The following is a 15,221-nucleotide window of genomic DNA, read 5'->3' on the forward strand; positions in this document are numbered from 1 at the left end:
TCATAATTGCGACAAGTAAGTGATGATGCGGCGCATTTCGAAGCCACTCATCTGGGCTTTGAAATAACATTTGTGGTGCCGCGCTGAGACCGACATTTGGATGGTTCGTCCAGATTGATCCAGGTGGATGTTGAAGTGACCGGTGTCACCAGTGAAGTCGGCTTCGTTTAGGGAGCGTCGCACCAAGCGCATGCTTTCGATTTGCTTGAAGCCGCTGATGTGTTGATTGGCGGTGAATTCAATGGTGCCACCGTTGGTACTGAATTTGGTGCTGTGTGCATGTAAATTCAACGGGTTGGACCCGGCGGCCAAGTCCAGGCGATCCAAAGCTTTGATCGGTGCGGCCAAGTCCTTCACCGGCAAATCGGGCAGTTGCAGAATGGCTTGCACGCAGGCCACCGCAGCGCTGTGGGCCAGGCGATGGGCTTTGCCCAAGGGCAATTGAATGTATAAGGCCGCTGTGCCGGTATCGGGGGTGAGCAAAAAGCGCATGACTTGGCGCGATGGGGTGATCCGAAAAGCCCGAAACTCATACCAGTCGCCATCGATTTCTTGTAAGGGTAAATCCTGGGCCCTGACCCGCAAGGTGTTGCTGGCTTGTTGTCGCCAAATCACTTCCAACGAGCCTTGTTGCACTTTGATTTGTTGCAGCTCCATGGCTTCGGGGAAGCTGAATTGATCGGTCGCCTGCAACACGGCTTGGTGGGGTGAGTCAGTCACCAACTGGTGTAACGCAGTTTGGGGATCGGCGTTCACTTGGCGCATGAATTCAACTGGCAGCTCGAACAAATAGACGTGTTGCTGGCCCCAGCCTTCCACTTCATGGATCCATTGTTCCAAAGCCGTCAATGCGATGGTACCCTCCAACAAAGCGGTTTGCAGGTTGGCCAGCGAAGCGCTTTTGTTGGGGCCGAGGTTGACTTGGACGCCCTGACTTTTCTGCTGTCGCAGAAATTCCCGTATGAACAGCACCCCTTGCGCTTTGGCGATGGCCAAAGCGTTGTGGATGGCAGGTGATTGGACGGTGGTATTGTTCATTTTTTATGCATCAGTGTACCATGATTGGTTGGGGCAAACAGTCTCGAATGCCGGCTTTCTGCCAGGTGGACATTTTTGTGTGTTTGAGTGACAAAAATGGCCAGTTTTGCGTCCATGACCATGCAAAATCTGGCCTCCTTGGCCTGGGGCCATTCTGGCCAAGCGATTGGCGTGGTTTTTCGGTACAAATTGGGGGGCTTGTGATAAAGTGACGGCCATTGAAAACCAACACACAATCCATGAGAATCATAACCATTATGAGCCTGTTGCTGTGGGCCTTTGGCTTGCAGGCACAACAAGGTGATAACGACTCTGGCGGTGATGACGCCGAAGACAAAAAGAAGCCCAGTTGGTCGACGGGCTTGCCCGAGCGACAAGCCGCACCAACCATGAACACCCCTGATTTGAATGTGGAAAAACCACAGGTGGACGTGGGACAGCCTGATGTGGTTGAGATGCCCGTGACTGACATGGCCATTGAACGGCCCAGTTTCAGCATGCCGGCGATTGAAATCGCACCGGTCACCGATGATGCCAATGTGCCACCGGCACCCAAATCATCGAGTCGTGCGCGTCAGGCCAACAACGATGATGAGCCTTCCAGCCCAGTACGCAGCACCATCAATAACACCGCCCAAGCCATCACAGCAGGCCAGCCTTATCAAGTGTTGGGTGAGCAAAACTACCCCAATGGCTACGTCTGGGAAGCGCTGGTCAGTGAGCCGGTTAAAATCCCCAAATCCTTGTCTTTCAGTTACAAACAAATCCAGCTGGAGGTGCACATCAACCCCGCTGGAGAAGTGGTGAAAGTCAAGCGCTTGGATGACGTCACCTCCAGCATGTTGTTGAATTACTCCAACCGGACGTTGAAAAAGTGGCAATTCAGACCACCGGCCGAGTTCGGTATTGATGAAGTATTGGTCAACAGCTTGTTGGTTGAAATGGTGGCCAGATAAGTCAACCACAGAGATGTTGTGAGCAGGCCTCGCAGGAGGCCTTTTTTGTGTCAGCCGTATATTTGTGACCATTGTTCACAACATCTTAAGGTGAACAATGCTAGCATGATTTTTTCCTTGCTGAGTTGAACTGGATGAAGAAATTGATCAAATGGCTGTTGGGTTTGGTGGCATCTTTGGTGGTGTTGGTGGTGCTGGCCATCATCATTTTGCCTTGGGTGTTTGACCCCAATGATCACAAACCACGGATTCAACAACTGGCGGCCGAACAAATCGGTCGTGAAGTGCAGCTCAATGGGCCCATCGAATGGTCGGTGTTTCCGACTTTGGCCATCAACCTCCAAGATGTGACGGTGGCCAATGAATCCGGCTTCAAAGGTGACCACCTGGCCACCGTTCAGCGGGTGGCGGTGAAGGTGCAATTGTGGCCCTTGTTACAACAGCAAATCAAAGTGGGTCAGGTTGAATTGCAACAACCCAACATCCAACTGCAAGTGGCCCAATCTGGCAACAGCAATTGGCAGTCCCTGTTGGATCACCTGGCCAGTGATCCGAGCAACGAAACCACAGCGAGTGACGGCACTGCGTTGGAAATCAGGGGCATCGAAATCAGCGATGGGCAGTTGCGTTATGTCGATGCCAGCGCCGATTTGACCGCCACCTTGCAAGATCTGAACTTCAACAGCGACGCCATCAAAGCCAACACCCCAACGGACATGTTCTTGGACGCGGACCTGGCCGTGGAGGGCACTGGCCTGGCTGGTCGCGTGCAGGCCGCCTGGCAAGCCACCGGTTTGACCGGCGATGCGGGTGTGGTGCTGCAGTTTGCACAATTGTCATTGACTGGGGAGGTTGACCAAGTGCCGTTAACCATACAGACCCAAGGCCTCAGTGTGTTGAACTTGGCCGATGACAGCCTCAATTTCAGCTCACTGGATCTTTCTTATGCCAACTGGTCCCTCACCACCCCGGTGCAGGGTCAGCAAATCACCGGAGACATGACATTGGCGGGACAATTGTCCATGCCGGCCTTTGCCTTGGATGATTTGTTGAACACCTTGGGCTCCCCGCTGAAGAACCAGGCCGACAATGAGTTGGGTGGTGAGTTGCAGTGGCGGTTGCACAATGACCGCCTGCAATTGCAAAACATCATGATGCAATTGGATGGCTCGACTTTGACCGGTGAAGTGGACCTGCGTCAACTGAGCCAAATGCAAGGCCAATTCAGCTTGAGCCTGGACCAATTGGATTTGGATCAATACCTGCCAGCGGTCGATTCGGCCGGAGGTGCCGCCGGCGATGATGCCGCCATGGATTTGGGTCGCTTGAATGGCCAGATCACCATGGGGCAGCTCAAAGCAGCCGGGGTGCAACTCAATGACATCACCCTGAACATCGCCACCCAGGGACCCAACATCGTGGTCGAACCCCTGAAAGCCGGCTTTTATCAGGGCTTGATCAAAACCGAACTGCGGTTACAGCCCGAACAAAGCCGTGAAAAACTGCAGATCACCCACCAAATGCGCGATTTTCAAGCCGGTGGTTTGTTGGCTGACCTGATGGGCACCGAATACCTGACCGGATTGGGTCAGTTGGATGCCGATTTGCGCATCGACGAACCATTCAGTGAACGCCCCTTGCAAAGTGCCCAAGGCAGCCTCAGCTACCAACTGACCGATGGCGATTTGGTGGGCATTGATGTGTTTGAAATCATCCAACGATCGTTGAGTTTGTTGAATAAAACCGAGGCCGCCCAAACCAATGAAGATTTACGCACCGCATTTGGATTGATGGACCTCCAAGCCGACATCAACAACGGCATATTGAAAACCAAGCAGCTGCGCCTGACCTCGCCGTATTTCGATGTCAAAGGCGAGGTGACCATTGACCTCGATCAACAAACCATCCAAGGCACCATCAAACCGATGCTGACCAACATCCCCGCCGATGTGCTGGATAAAAATTTGGCCAAGCTGATCAATGTGCGCATACCCGTGAACTTATCCGGCAACCTGTTGGAGCCGGCGGTTAAAGTGGATGTGGCGCAACTGCTGTTGGCAACCCAAAAGGCCAAAATCGATGAGAAAAAAGACGAACTCAAAGAGGAGTTGTTTGATGCCTTGTTGGGCAGCAAAAAGGACGACAACAAGCCAGCCCAAGGCGCTGGCGGTGAAACCGACAAGGAACCGGTTGAAATGACCGAAAAAGAACGCAAACGGGCCGAGAAAGACCGGCAAAAACGTGAATTGCTCGAAGGCCTGTTCAACACCATTCAAGACAAGGACAAAGATAAGGACCAGGAAGGTGACACCGATGGTGACACCTGATCCTTGAAATTGTCTGACCGATCATGGCGTCCCATTACCCTGGTCAGTTTTGCGGTTTGATGTGCACGCCGTGCATGACATGGTTTAATGGGACTTTGATGGTATTGCTGTGGTTGTCAATGGTGTAAGTGATGGCCAGGTGATTCGGAATCGGCACCGCGGGAAAAATCACCCCCATCTGGGTGCCTTGTGCCTGGATTGAAAAGGGCAGTGTTAAGGCTTTATCGGTCAATACATGCTGCACTTGCCGGTGGTTTTTGGCGCGGATAATCCCCGTCACAATGGCGGCTGGTACAGCCACCACCACGGCGCCTGCAGCGCCTGCGGCAGATGATCCGATGTACATTGTCGAGGCGGATGAACCGGCCGCTGCACCCAATCCAACAGCGGCGCTGAATCCCAACAAACTGCCGCTGGGTACACTGCCTATCTGGATGGCGTGGCCTTGTTTTTCATACTTCTTTTTGATCAGTTTGCTGGCTTTTTTCAATTGTTTGCGATTGAAGTCGTGGTCGACTTGAGTGCCAAAAGCATCGACCAATGCAATGGATGAAATGGTCAGATGCTGTTGCTTGGGGGTGATGGACAATGCATATTCATCCCAGGCGGCATTTTTGACCCATGAGGCGGGGTCATTTTTTATCAACACATGGTCAAGGGAGATCTTCACATGCACATCTTGCACCGTGATCAATGGTTGCTCGTGGCTGATGGGTTGCGCTTTTTTATTCAGTTTTTGACCAGCACAACCGGCAAGCATCATCATGCACAGTGTGATTGAGGTGATCATGGCGGCTGGGTTATTCATCGTTGTCTCCTGATTTGGGTGGTTTTTGGGCGATCAAAAATAAGGTGTGGCCGTTGTTGGGTTGCCAATCATGGTCTATCACAAACCCTGCCTGTTGCATGGCATCCCGCAGGTTTTGTCTGGTAAAGACATTCAAGACAGGCAATAAGCCCAAGAATTGTCCAATGGGTGCAATCCATTTGAAGAAACTGAGTTTGTCTCCCATACACGCGGTTGAAGTGACGAACCAGCCACCCGGTTTGAGGCATTGGAAAACATCTTTGATCACTTGGTCCTTGTTTTTCATCAGGTGCAAAATGCTGTGACCCATGACCATGTCCCAAGAGGCTGGTTTGAGTGCCATGTCATCGAATGCCAAACGTTCAAATGTCACGTTTTCAATGTGTTGTGCGCTGGCTTTTTCTTGGGCAATGCGGATCATTTCATCGGCCACGTCGGTGGCCCAGATGTGTTGGACAAATGGCGCATGAATCAAGGCGGTGGTGCCGGTGCCACAGCCAAACTCCATGACTTGCATTGGCGGGTGCATTTTGGCTTGGGTTAATTTCAATTTTTGTTCGTAAACGGTTTGATCAGGCACCGGTTGTTTGGCGTATTTCGGGGCCATTTTGTTCCAGAATTTGGCGATTTGAGGCATGTGGTTGTACTCCTGCTGGGGTGTTAAGGTTGGTGGCTTGTGATCAGCAAAACCACACAGCCCAGCAAAATCGATGGGCATGGATTTGCGGCGCAGATACAGAACATAGATTGTATGCAGGCTGTGAATGAGATCGTTGGCATGTTACTCAGGGTTCGTTGATCAAAGCGCCCATTTTACCCATACATAAATGCAAATATAATGGCATAATTTGCATGCTTAGTATGCAATAATGCATGGAATGAAGATGAATTTTAATTGGAATCATGCCAAAGCCTTTTTAAAAACGGTCGAAACCGGCTCTTTATCGGCGGCGGCTGTGGACTTGGGCATGACACAACCCACCTTGGGCAGGCAAGTCACTGCATTGGAAGAAGAATTGGGGGTGGTGTTGTTCGAACGGGTCGGTCGGGGTTTGGTGCTGACCCCCAATGGTGAACAGTTGTTGGACCACGTCAGAAAAATGGCGCAATCTGCGGATCATTTGTCCATGTTGGCATCTGGGCAGAATGAAAACATCGCCGGAAAAATCATCATCACCGCCACCGATGTGATGGCGTTTCATGTGCTGCCATCAATCATCATTGCGTTGCGCCGGGCTGAACCCGAGTTGTCAGTAGAAGTGATTGCGTCCAATTCTGCCAGTGATTTACTGCGCCGTGAAGCCGACATCGCGCTGCGCGCCTTCAGGCCGACAGAACCTGAATTGATTGGGCGCAAGCTCCGGGATGATGAGTCTTATTTGTATGCCGCCAACACATATTTGCAACAATTGGGCAATCCGGATCGTCCCGATCAATTCTCACAGGCCAATTTTCTGGGGTTCAAAGACAACCAACGATATTTGGAGACACTCAGGGGGTGGGGTTTTGCGCTGCATGATGGCCATTTTTCAGTGATATGCGAGAGCCTGATCATTCACTGGCAGATGGTGCTTGAAGGCGCTGGTGTGGGGGTGATGGCCGGGGCCATTGGTGATCATGAACCCCGTGTCAGGCGCATTGTGCCCACTTTGCCGCCATTCATATCGGAGTTGTGGTTGGTGACCCACCGTGAGCTCAAAACCAACTTGCGCGTGCGCCGGGTGTTTGATTTTTTGGCCCATCATTTATCGACTTGATGATCAAAACACCGCGTCTTTGATGCGTTCGATTTCATCGCGCAGATCGGCGGCTTTTTCGAACTCCAGATCAGCGGCGTGCTGTTTCATTTGTTGTTCCAGTTTTTTCAATAAGGTGCCCAATTCTTTGGCTTTTTTACCGGCATAGGGGGTTTCGCCTTCGGCGATCTTGACCAGCTGTTTGGCGTCGTCTTGTTCGTAGGCGGCTTGCAGGTCGTGAATTTTTCTGACCACTGACTTGGGGGTGATGCAGTGGGCTGCATTGTGCGCCAACTGCTTTTCACGGCGGCGTTCGGTTTCGCCCATCGCCAGTTCCATCGCAGGGGTGATCTTGTCGCCATACAGAATGGCCATGCCGTTGACGTTGCGGCTGGCCCGACCAATGGTTTGGATCAGCGAAGGGGCGGAACGCAAAAAGCCTTGTTTGTCGGCATCGAGGATGGCGACCAATGACACTTCTGGCATGTCCAATCCTTCCCGCAATAAGTTGATGCCTACCAGCACGTCGAACACGCCTTTGCGCAGGTCGCGGATGATCTCCACCCGTTCCACGGTTTCAATTTCTGAATGCAAATAGCGCACCCGAATGCCTTTGTCTGCCAAATAATCTGTCAGGTCTTCACTCATGCGTTTGGTCAGGGTGGTGACCAACACCCGTTCCTGGCGCTTGATGCGCAAGTTGATTTCTGACAACAGGTCATCCACTTGGGTGGCCACTGGGCGCACTTCGATCTGCGGATCGATCAAGCCGGTCGGGCGCACAATTTGTTCCACGATTTGGGCTTGGTGCTCGGCTTCGTATTTACTGGGGGTGGCTGAGACAAACACCATGCGCGGGGTGCGCTCTTCCCACTCGGCGAATTTCAATGGGCGGTTATCCAGGGCGCAAGGCAGGCGAAAGCCGAAGCGCACCAGATTTTCCTTGCGTGAACGGTCGCCTTTGAACATGGCGCCGATCTGAGGGATGGTCACATGTGACTCATCCACCACCAACAAGGCATCGCTGGGTAAATAGTCAAACAAACAGGGCGGGGGGTGCCCCGGTGGCAAACCGGTCAAATGCCTTGAATAGTTTTCAATGCCCTGGCAGTAACCCAGTTCTTGCATCATTTCCAGATCATACATGGTCCGCTGCTCCAGGCGTTGCGCTTCGACCAGGCGGTTTTCCTCGTACAACACCCTGAGTCGCTCTTTGAGTTCTTCACGGATGTGGGTGATGGCGTTGAGGATGCGCTCTCGCGGGGTGGCATAATGGGAGGTGGGGAAAATGTGGATGGACTGTTCATCGCTGATTTTTTGTCCGGTCAACGGGTCAAAATAACTCAGTTTTTCAATCTCATCATCAAACAATTCAATGCGCACCGCGGCTTTTTCAGAATCGGCGGGAAACACATCGATCACTTCACCGCGCACCCGAAAGGTGCTGCGTTCCAGGATGATGTCGTTGCGCGAGTATTGCAATTCAGCCAGCCGCCGCAACAACGCCCGTTGGTCGATGGTGTCACCCACATTGAGCGCGATCAGCATCTGCAGGTATGACTGGGGATCACCCAAACCATATATCGCCGACACGGTGGCGACAATGATCACATCCTGGCGTTCCATCAGGGACTTGGTCGCTGACAAACGCATTTGTTCGATGTATTCATTGATCGAGGCGTCTTTCTCAATATACAAATCGGTGGCTGGGATGTAAGCCTCGGGCTGGTAATAATCGTAATAGGAAACGAAATACTCGACCGCATTGTCGGGAAAAAACTCTTTGAATTCGGTGTACAACTGCGCTGCCAGGGTTTTGTTGTGGGCCATGATCATGGTGGTTTTTTGCACTTGGTTGATCATGTGGGCAATGGTGAAGGTTTTGCCCGATCCAGTCACCCCCAACAGCGTCTGCGCTTTCAAGCCATCTTCAAACCCTTGAGACAATTTTTCAATGGCCTGTGGCTGGTCACCTGCTGGCTCAAACGGGCTGTGAATCTGGAACGGCTTTTCTTTCTTTTTGATCTGTAGGTTGACGGTTTCCATGGCAGGTAATGATAACTTAATTGCGGCCGCAGCAACATGGTGGAATGGATTTTTCCGCTGGTCCAAAAGTCATGTTTTGTGGTTGGTTGATTGACTATGTAAAAACATTCATAGTATTCTATATATTAATTTATATAGAAAAGGTGGTTTATGGATGCGGTGCATGAGGTATTTCGGTACATACACATCACGGGTGGCTTCATCGGTTTGGGCCTGTTTTGGGTGCCTTTATTGAGCAAAAAAGGCAGTCCACTGCACAGAAAATTGGGCAAAATATGGATCTGGTTGGCGCGGGTGGTGTTGGGAACCGCCTTTTTGGGGATATTGATGTACATGCCTGGCTTAATCGAGCAGGGCAGAACCCCGTTTTCACACCCCAATGATTACGCTTTTTTGTTCTTTTTGGGTTACTTGTCGGTGGTCACCTTCATTGTCACCCTTTATGCCGTGGATGTGCTGCGTCATAAGAAAGACATCAGTCAATTGGCCACACCGAATATGAAGTCTCTGGCTTACCTTTGCATCGTTACCAGCGTGTTCATTGTGTGGTATGCTTTGGCGTATGAGCCCAACACCAAAATCGTGTTGTTGGCTTTGAGTCCGGTTGGTTTCACCACTGGCTGGGGCATGTTGTCCTACATGGCCGGTAAGCAACCCAGCCAACGCGCTTGGTTGTATGAACATTTGGGCTCCGTGATCGGTGCAGGCATCGCTTTTCACACGGCCTTTGCGGTGTTTGGCATGACCCGGATCTTTGACATCGGCTTGACTGGCTGGGTGGCGGTGATACCGTGGGTCTTGCCGGCGGCCATCGGCATCCCAGGATCGGTGCTGTGGCGACGTCACTACCAAAAGAAATTCAAAGAAATTCCGGCTTGAGGGAGGCGGTTTGAGTCTAAAACACATCTTATTGGGAATTCTGCAACAGCCCCACAGCGGCTATGACGTGAAGAAAACTTTTGATCACGTGTTCAGCAACTTCTGGGCGGCCCACCTGTCGCAGATATACCCACAGCTCAAGCGCTTGACCGATCAAGGCTTGTTGACTGTGCAAGATGCTGAATCCAGTAAAGGGCCCAACAAAAAGGTCTACCAGACGACAGCCAAAGGGCAGCGTGAGCTGGTTGACTGGTTGGCCCATGGGCCAGTGACCAACACCGAAAAGTTGGCCTATTTGGCCCAAACATTTTTCTTGGGCGCCCTCGAATCCCATGCCGATCGCATCCAGTTCATGGAACAATTGTTGCTGCACATGCAACACTGGCACCAAACCTTGTGTGCCATTCAGGATCAAGTCAAAGCCGAGTACCCCAATTACCCACACGGCTTACCTGACGAAGAGTTTTATCCCAATTTGACCCTGATGCTCGGCGTCAAAAAAGTGGGTGCCAAAGTGGCGTGGGTGCAGGAGTCTCTGGCTTTGCTGCAAGAGCGGCAATGAACCCCGGCCCCAAGTTGTGGTCCAGATCAGCATGAAGTATTGGATGCTGCTGATCACCACCGCAGTCAATTGCACCACATGGGCCAGCCCCAGTGTGTGTTTCGGAAAAACCCACCAAGGGGCCATCAAGCATTCGGTGAAATTGCCCTTGCAGGGGGCCAACTTTGCCAGCTACAGCCGTTTGGGTTGGTACTTCAGCCGCACCCACGTCCACCATCAAGTGGCAGAAATCATGTCTTCCAGTCATGCGCAACTGGCTCAGGAGCTGCCAGACCGGCATTTTATTTATGGCGAGACCGGTTGGCCTCAAGGCGGGCCATTCAAACCCCACAAAACCCACCAAAACGGCCTGTCGGTGGATTTCATGGTGCCGGTCATTGATCAACAGGGCCGGCCAGCCCATTTGCCCTTGGCTGCCAGCAACCAATATGGTTATCAACTCGAGTTTGATCGGCAGGGACGGCGGGGGGATCTGACGATTGATTTTGTGGCTTTTGCAGCGCACCTCAAAGCCTTGCACCAAGCAGCGCAAGTTGCTGGGGCTGGCATCAAACGGGTGTTGTTGGCGCCTGATTTGCAGCCATTGTTGCTGACCACCAAAGACGGGGCTTATTTGCAGCAACACATCGCCTTCAATCAACGCCAGGCATGGGTGCGCCATGACGACCACTACCATGTGGATTTTGCCATCACTTGTGAGCCTTTGTCGCGACTGAGTCGCCCTTGATTCGGGCTTATCACGACCTTTTTACCAGAAAAAGGTTGCGATATGAAGGGCATCTCTTAAGATAAGCACTTTTGAATGTGGGAAGCACCACCATGAGTGATTTCGTAGCTGATTTGGTCAAACAAGTGAAACCCTCCGCCACCATCGCCGTGAGCATGAAAGCCGCCGAGTTGAAGCGGGCTGGCAAAGACGTGATTGGCTTGGGTGCGGGCGAGCCAGATTTTGACACGCCTGAACACATCAAAGCGGCGGCCATTGAAGCGATTCAAGCCGGACAAACCAAATACACCGCGGTCGATGGCACCCCAGAATTGAAACAGGCCATCATCGGAAAATTGATGCGGGAAAATCACGTCAGTTACCAACCTGAAGAGCTGTTGGTGTCATGTGGGGCCAAGCACAGCATCTTTAATTTGCTCAATGCGGTGATCAACCCGGGTGATGAGGTGGTCATTCCGACCCCATATTGGGTGTCATACCCTGACATGACGCTGTTGGCCGGCGGCCAAGCGGTGATTGTGGAAACCACCGCAGACCATGCATTCAAATTGACCGCAGCACAATTGGCCGCGGCCATCACCCCGAACACCAAGCTGGTGATGCTCAATTCGCCGAGCAACCCCACGGGCAAAGCCTACACCCAAGCCGAATTGAAAGCCTTGGGCGAGGTGATCAAAGCCCACCCACAGGTGTTGGTGGCCACCGATGACATCTATGAACACATTTACTGGGGCCAAGAGCCGTTGGGTAACCTGGTGGCTTTGTTGCCGGAGCTCAGAGAACGGGTGATCATCATCAATGGCGTGTCCAAAGCCTATGCCATGACCGGCTGGCGCATCGGCTTTGCCGCTGGACCGGCGCCCATCATCACGGCCATGCGCAAAATTCAATCACAAAGCACCTCAAACCCCTGTTCCATTTCGCAAGCAGCGGCCACGGCAGCATACAATGGCCCACAAGATTGTTTACTAACCATGAAAGCGGCGTTCAAAGAGCGACATGACTATTTGGTTGCGGCATTGAATGAATTGCCCGGGGTCCAATGTGGCGAGGGCAATGGGGCTTTCTATGCCTTTCCCAATGTGACGGGTGTGATCGCACAGTTGGCTGAAGTTGAGGATGACGTGGCCTTGTCCACCTGGTTATTGGAACACGCTGGGGTGGCGGTGGTGCCTGGCACGCCATTTGGCGCACCTGGTTATGTGCGGCTGTCGTTTGCCACCTCCATCGAAGTGTTGCAAGACGCCATGCAGCGTATGGAGCAGGCCTTGCGTCCGCATTTCGCCTGATCGCCCATGCAGTACCGCATCACCGTCCATTATGCTGAATTGGCCCTGAAGGGCAAAAACCGCCAACAATTCGTCAAACGCTTGCGGCAAAACATCCGCCGCAAATTGCAGTCTATGGACCTGGAGTGGGAAGTCACCGCCATCCATGATCGGATCTTTGTCAAAGCGCCTGACACCAGCGAAGCTCAGGCCGAACAAGTGGTGGCAGAAATTGCGCGCATTCCAGGCATCGCCTGGCTCAGTTTTGTGCATTGGTTTGAGGAGCGGATTCACCGCTTCATGCGGCCCCAGCCGGATTTGCAGCCACTGCATGATTTGGTCAAAAAGTTGGCCGAAAAACACCACCGCCCTGGTTTGACCTTTGCGATGAAGGTCAAACGCAGTGACAAAAATTTCAGCCAAACATCACAACAACTGGCGGCTGATTTGGCCACCACTGTGTTGCAAGAGACGGCTTGGTCCGATGTTGATTTGAGCCAACCCGACCAGACCTTTTACGTCAATGTCTCGTCCAAAGGCACCGCGGTCTACACCAACAAGATCAAGGGCACCGGCGGTCTGCCGGTGTCGACCACCGGCCGGGTGTTGACCTTGTTGTCTGGTGGCTTTGATTCACCGGTGGCTGCTTGGTTGATGAGTAATCGGGGGTGTAACGTTGATTTTGTGCACTTTTCGGCCAGTCATTACAAGCAACAAGACGTCACGGCATACAAGATTTCCCGCATTGCCCAGATCATCAGTGAAACGGCTGGCAAAGTGCGTTTATTCGTGGTGCCTTACACCCACTTTGACATGGCCTTGATGGCCCATGACATGGCCTATGATTTGATTCTGTTTCGTCGCTTCATGGCACGGGTGGCTGAGCGCATCATGGGGCAATTGGAAGCCCAGGCTTTGGTGACCGGCGACAACCTGGGGCAAGTGGCTTCCCAAACCATGGAAAACATCAACTCCATGAACCAAGCGGTCACAGTACCCATCCTGCGACCCTTGTTGACTTACAACAAAGAGCAGATCATTGAAATGTCACAGCAGTTGGGCCTGTTCGATGTGTGTCGAGAACCCTACAAAGACTGTTGTGCCTTGATCAGTAAGAACCCGAAAACCCGTTCGGATGCCCGGGAATTACACCGCTTGGAGACCACCCACTTGACTGACTATGAAGATTTGATCAACGACACCCTGGCCGAAGTGACCACCGTGACTTACAACTTTGGTCATTTGGTCGAAGTCACCGCCGGAGAATGGACATGACTGAAACACCCACTGAACCCATGAGCCAAGCATTGATCAGGGCCATTGAGCCCAAAGACAATGCCGCGGTCAAAACCTTGGTGTTGGACACCTTGGCTGAATTTGGTTTGTTCGGTGATGGATTTGCTGGCGTGGATGCCGAGTTGGAAGACATGCACGGGGCCTATGACAATGCGTTGAGCGCCTATTATGTGGTTGAGTTGAATGGACAAGTGGCTGGCGTTGGTGGTTATGCCCCGTTGTTGGGCACCGAACCAGGCACGGTGGTGGAATTGCGCAAAATGTACCTCACCCCGGCTTTGCGGGGTCAGGGAATCGGGCGCCAATTGATTGAGCGCTGTTTGCAAGAGGCCCAAGCCTTGGGTTATGCCACCATGTATTTGGAAACGGTGCCGGGCATGCAGGCCGCCCAAGCTTTGTACCAAAAGTATGGCTTCACCCATACCGAACAACGCATGGGTGACACCGGGCATTGCAATTGCAGCGTGACCATGGCGAGGTCGCTGCGTGATTGACAGTTGGTGCAAAAATGCCGCCTTGGGGTTGTTGTGGCTGGTGATGGTGACGGCATGTGGCCATCGGCCGACAGCCACCGACCTGCCTATGCGCTTGCCGCAGCCACTGAGTAACCATGCGGTGGCTTACCTGAATATCAACGGCCAAGATCAATTCTACACCTTCAATGGTCTGCGTGCTGGCAAAACCCATCGAGACATCAGCAACCAGGCCCACGTTTGGTATGGTGGCCAATGGCATGATTTGCAGCCGCCAAAAACACAACAGCCGGTGCTGGCCTCGGTGGCAGTGACCGTGGGTGATTCGGTGTATTTGTTCGGTGGCTACACGGTGGCGGCAGACCACAGTGAACATTCGGTGCCCAATGTGTGGCGCATCCATGGCCAAGATCACCAGTGGACGGCATTGCCGCCCATGCCGACCCCGGTGGATGATGCGGTGGCTTTGGTCTATCAGGCACGATACATCTACTTGATCAGTGGCTGGCACGATGTGGACAATGTGGATTTGGTCCAGGTGTTTGATGTCGAGACACAAACTTGGCAGCAGGCCAGCCCCTGGCCTATGCCGCCGGTGTTTGGCCATGCAGGCGGCATGGTGGGGAACCAGATGGTGGTCTGTGATGGGGTGAAAGTGGCGTGGTCTGGCGAGCAAAAATCTTTTCTGCCCTCACCAGCCTGTGCCATGGGCACCATCAATCCACAGCAAATCACCGAGATCAACTGGCAACCGATCCCACACCACAGCGGCACCGCATTTTACCGCATGGCTGCAGCCAGTGATGCGGCGCAGCAAATTTTCTTTGTGGCCGGCAGCGACAATCCGTATAATTACGACGGCATTGGCTACAACGGGGTGCCTTCAGCACCCAGTGCAACTGTGCGACAGTTTGATCTGAACACCCAGCAGTGGACCATCAAAGCCGGCCTGATACCGGCCAGCATGGACCACCGCAGCTTACTTCGGACCCCACATGGGTACATGATCATGGGGGGCATGGGGCCGCAGCAAGCGGTGTTGGATCACATCACAACCATCAAGACCACAGTGCTTGAAACCAGCAAACAACCTTAAGAGGGTCAA

The 15,221-nt window shown here is 52.7% G+C and carries 14 protein-coding genes; 10 read left to right on the top strand and 4 right to left on the bottom strand.

Annotated features, from left to right (window positions below; all coding sequences use genetic code 11):
• The gene (locus tag K7G70_RS11690; protein ID WP_223788834.1) at positions 1 to 1,038 is read right to left on the bottom strand and encodes a hypothetical protein; all 1,038 of its coding nucleotides are present in this window, start codon (positions 1,036 to 1,038) and stop codon (positions 1 to 3) included.
• A gap of 239 nt (positions 1,039 to 1,277) precedes the next feature.
• Here K7G70_RS11690 and K7G70_RS11695 point away from each other — a divergent pair, with 239 nt between their 5' ends.
• Together K7G70_RS11695 and K7G70_RS11700 are read left to right on the top strand one after the other, a co-directional pair.
• Positions 1,278 to 1,994 (top strand): hypothetical protein, encoded by a 717-nt coding sequence (locus K7G70_RS11695; protein ID WP_223788835.1) that lies wholly within the window; start codon positions 1,278 to 1,280, stop codon positions 1,992 to 1,994.
• Positions 1,995 to 2,128: 134 nt separating this feature from the next.
• Positions 2,129 to 4,321 (top strand): AsmA family protein, encoded by a 2,193-nt coding sequence (locus K7G70_RS11700; protein ID WP_223788836.1) that lies wholly within the window; start codon positions 2,129 to 2,131, stop codon positions 4,319 to 4,321.
• Positions 4,322 to 4,364: 43 nt separating this feature from the next.
• On the opposite strand, the gene K7G70_RS11705 is transcribed toward K7G70_RS11700, so the two are convergent.
• Together K7G70_RS11705 and K7G70_RS11710 are read right to left on the bottom strand one after the other, a co-directional pair.
• On the bottom strand, positions 4,365 to 5,129 hold the full coding sequence (locus K7G70_RS11705) for a hypothetical protein (RefSeq protein ID WP_223788837.1): 765 nt from the start codon (positions 5,127 to 5,129) through the stop codon (positions 4,365 to 4,367).
• Positions 5,122 to 5,766, bottom strand: coding sequence for a class I SAM-dependent methyltransferase (locus tag K7G70_RS11710; RefSeq protein WP_223788838.1), 645 nt, complete (start codon positions 5,764 to 5,766; stop codon positions 5,122 to 5,124). Before K7G70_RS11710 ends, K7G70_RS11705 begins: the two co-directional genes overlap by 8 nt.
• 247 nt (positions 5,767 to 6,013) lie before the next feature.
• On the opposite strand from K7G70_RS11710, the gene K7G70_RS11715 reads away from it, so the two are divergent.
• Entirely contained in the window at positions 6,014 to 6,886 is an 873-nt protein-coding gene (locus K7G70_RS11715; protein ID WP_223788839.1) for a LysR family transcriptional regulator, read from the top strand.
• A 3-nt stretch (positions 6,887 to 6,889) separates the two neighbouring features.
• On the opposite strand, the gene uvrB is transcribed toward K7G70_RS11715, so the two are convergent.
• The gene (uvrB, locus tag K7G70_RS11720) at positions 6,890 to 8,911 is read right to left on the bottom strand and encodes an excinuclease ABC subunit UvrB (protein WP_223788840.1); all 2,022 of its coding nucleotides are present in this window, start codon (positions 8,909 to 8,911) and stop codon (positions 6,890 to 6,892) included.
• 150 nt (positions 8,912 to 9,061) lie between these two features.
• Between uvrB and K7G70_RS11725 the strand changes: the two genes are divergently transcribed.
• The 7 genes from K7G70_RS11725 to K7G70_RS11755 all read left to right on the top strand — a co-directional run bounded on the left by K7G70_RS11725 (position 9,062) and on the right by K7G70_RS11755 (position 15,212).
• Positions 9,062 to 9,790: a hypothetical protein gene (locus K7G70_RS11725; protein ID WP_223788841.1), complete on the top strand. Its 729-nt coding sequence runs from the start codon at positions 9,062 to 9,064 to the stop codon at positions 9,788 to 9,790.
• A 10-nt stretch (positions 9,791 to 9,800) separates the two neighbouring features.
• Positions 9,801 to 10,352, top strand: a complete 552-nt coding sequence (locus K7G70_RS11730; protein WP_223788842.1) for a PadR family transcriptional regulator — start codon at positions 9,801 to 9,803, stop codon at positions 10,350 to 10,352.
• A 31-nt stretch (positions 10,353 to 10,383) separates the two neighbouring features.
• On the top strand, positions 10,384 to 11,079 hold the full coding sequence (locus tag K7G70_RS11735) for a penicillin-insensitive murein endopeptidase (RefSeq protein ID WP_223788843.1): 696 nt from the start codon (positions 10,384 to 10,386) through the stop codon (positions 11,077 to 11,079).
• A gap of 92 nt (positions 11,080 to 11,171) precedes the next feature.
• Positions 11,172 to 12,368 carry a pyridoxal phosphate-dependent aminotransferase gene (locus tag K7G70_RS11740; protein ID WP_223788844.1) on the top strand — a complete coding sequence of 399 codons (1,197 nt, stop codon included), beginning with the start codon at positions 11,172 to 11,174 and terminating at the stop codon, positions 12,366 to 12,368.
• 6 nt (positions 12,369 to 12,374) lie between these two features.
• Positions 12,375 to 13,622 (top strand): tRNA uracil 4-sulfurtransferase ThiI, encoded by a 1,248-nt coding sequence (thiI, locus tag K7G70_RS11745; RefSeq protein ID WP_223788845.1) that lies wholly within the window; start codon positions 12,375 to 12,377, stop codon positions 13,620 to 13,622.
• A complete protein-coding gene (locus K7G70_RS11750; RefSeq protein WP_223788846.1) occupies positions 13,619 to 14,137 on the top strand; it encodes a GNAT family N-acetyltransferase in 519 nt (172 codons plus the stop codon). Before thiI ends, K7G70_RS11750 begins: the two co-directional genes overlap by 4 nt.
• Positions 14,130 to 15,212, top strand: coding sequence for a Kelch repeat-containing protein (locus K7G70_RS11755; RefSeq protein ID WP_223788847.1), 1,083 nt, complete (start codon positions 14,130 to 14,132; stop codon positions 15,210 to 15,212). Before K7G70_RS11750 ends, K7G70_RS11755 begins: the two co-directional genes overlap by 8 nt.
• The last annotated feature ends 9 nt before the right edge of the window (positions 15,213 to 15,221 follow it).

This window comes from Marinicella meishanensis (assembly GCF_019931145.1).
Taxonomy (GTDB): domain Bacteria; phylum Pseudomonadota; class Gammaproteobacteria; order Xanthomonadales; family Marinicellaceae; genus Marinicella; species Marinicella meishanensis.

Excerpts from the sequence above, each read along its gene's own strand:
- K7G70_RS11690 (WP_223788834.1), bottom strand. The coding sequence starts at position 1,038 with ATGAACAATACCACCGTCCAATCACCTGCCATCCACAACGCTTTGGCC.
- K7G70_RS11695 (WP_223788835.1), top strand. The coding sequence starts at position 1,278 with ATGAGAATCATAACCATTATGAGCCTGTTGCTGTGGGCCTTTGGCTTG.
- K7G70_RS11700 (WP_223788836.1), top strand. The coding sequence starts at position 2,129 with ATGAAGAAATTGATCAAATGGCTGTTGGGTTTGGTGGCATCTTTGGTG.
- K7G70_RS11705 (WP_223788837.1), bottom strand. The coding sequence starts at position 5,129 with ATGAATAACCCAGCCGCCATGATCACCTCAATCACACTGTGCATGATG.
- K7G70_RS11710 (WP_223788838.1), bottom strand. The coding sequence starts at position 5,766 with ATGCCTCAAATCGCCAAATTCTGGAACAAAATGGCCCCGAAATACGCC.
- K7G70_RS11715 (WP_223788839.1), top strand. The coding sequence starts at position 6,014 with ATGAATTTTAATTGGAATCATGCCAAAGCCTTTTTAAAAACGGTCGAA.
- uvrB (WP_223788840.1), bottom strand. The coding sequence starts at position 8,911 with ATGGAAACCGTCAACCTACAGATCAAAAAGAAAGAAAAGCCGTTCCAG.
- K7G70_RS11725 (WP_223788841.1), top strand. The coding sequence starts at position 9,062 with ATGGATGCGGTGCATGAGGTATTTCGGTACATACACATCACGGGTGGC.
- K7G70_RS11735 (WP_223788843.1), top strand. The coding sequence starts at position 10,384 with ATGAAGTATTGGATGCTGCTGATCACCACCGCAGTCAATTGCACCACA.
- K7G70_RS11740 (WP_223788844.1), top strand. The coding sequence starts at position 11,172 with ATGAGTGATTTCGTAGCTGATTTGGTCAAACAAGTGAAACCCTCCGCC.
- thiI (WP_223788845.1), top strand. The coding sequence starts at position 12,375 with ATGCAGTACCGCATCACCGTCCATTATGCTGAATTGGCCCTGAAGGGC.
- K7G70_RS11750 (WP_223788846.1), top strand. The coding sequence starts at position 13,619 with ATGACTGAAACACCCACTGAACCCATGAGCCAAGCATTGATCAGGGCC.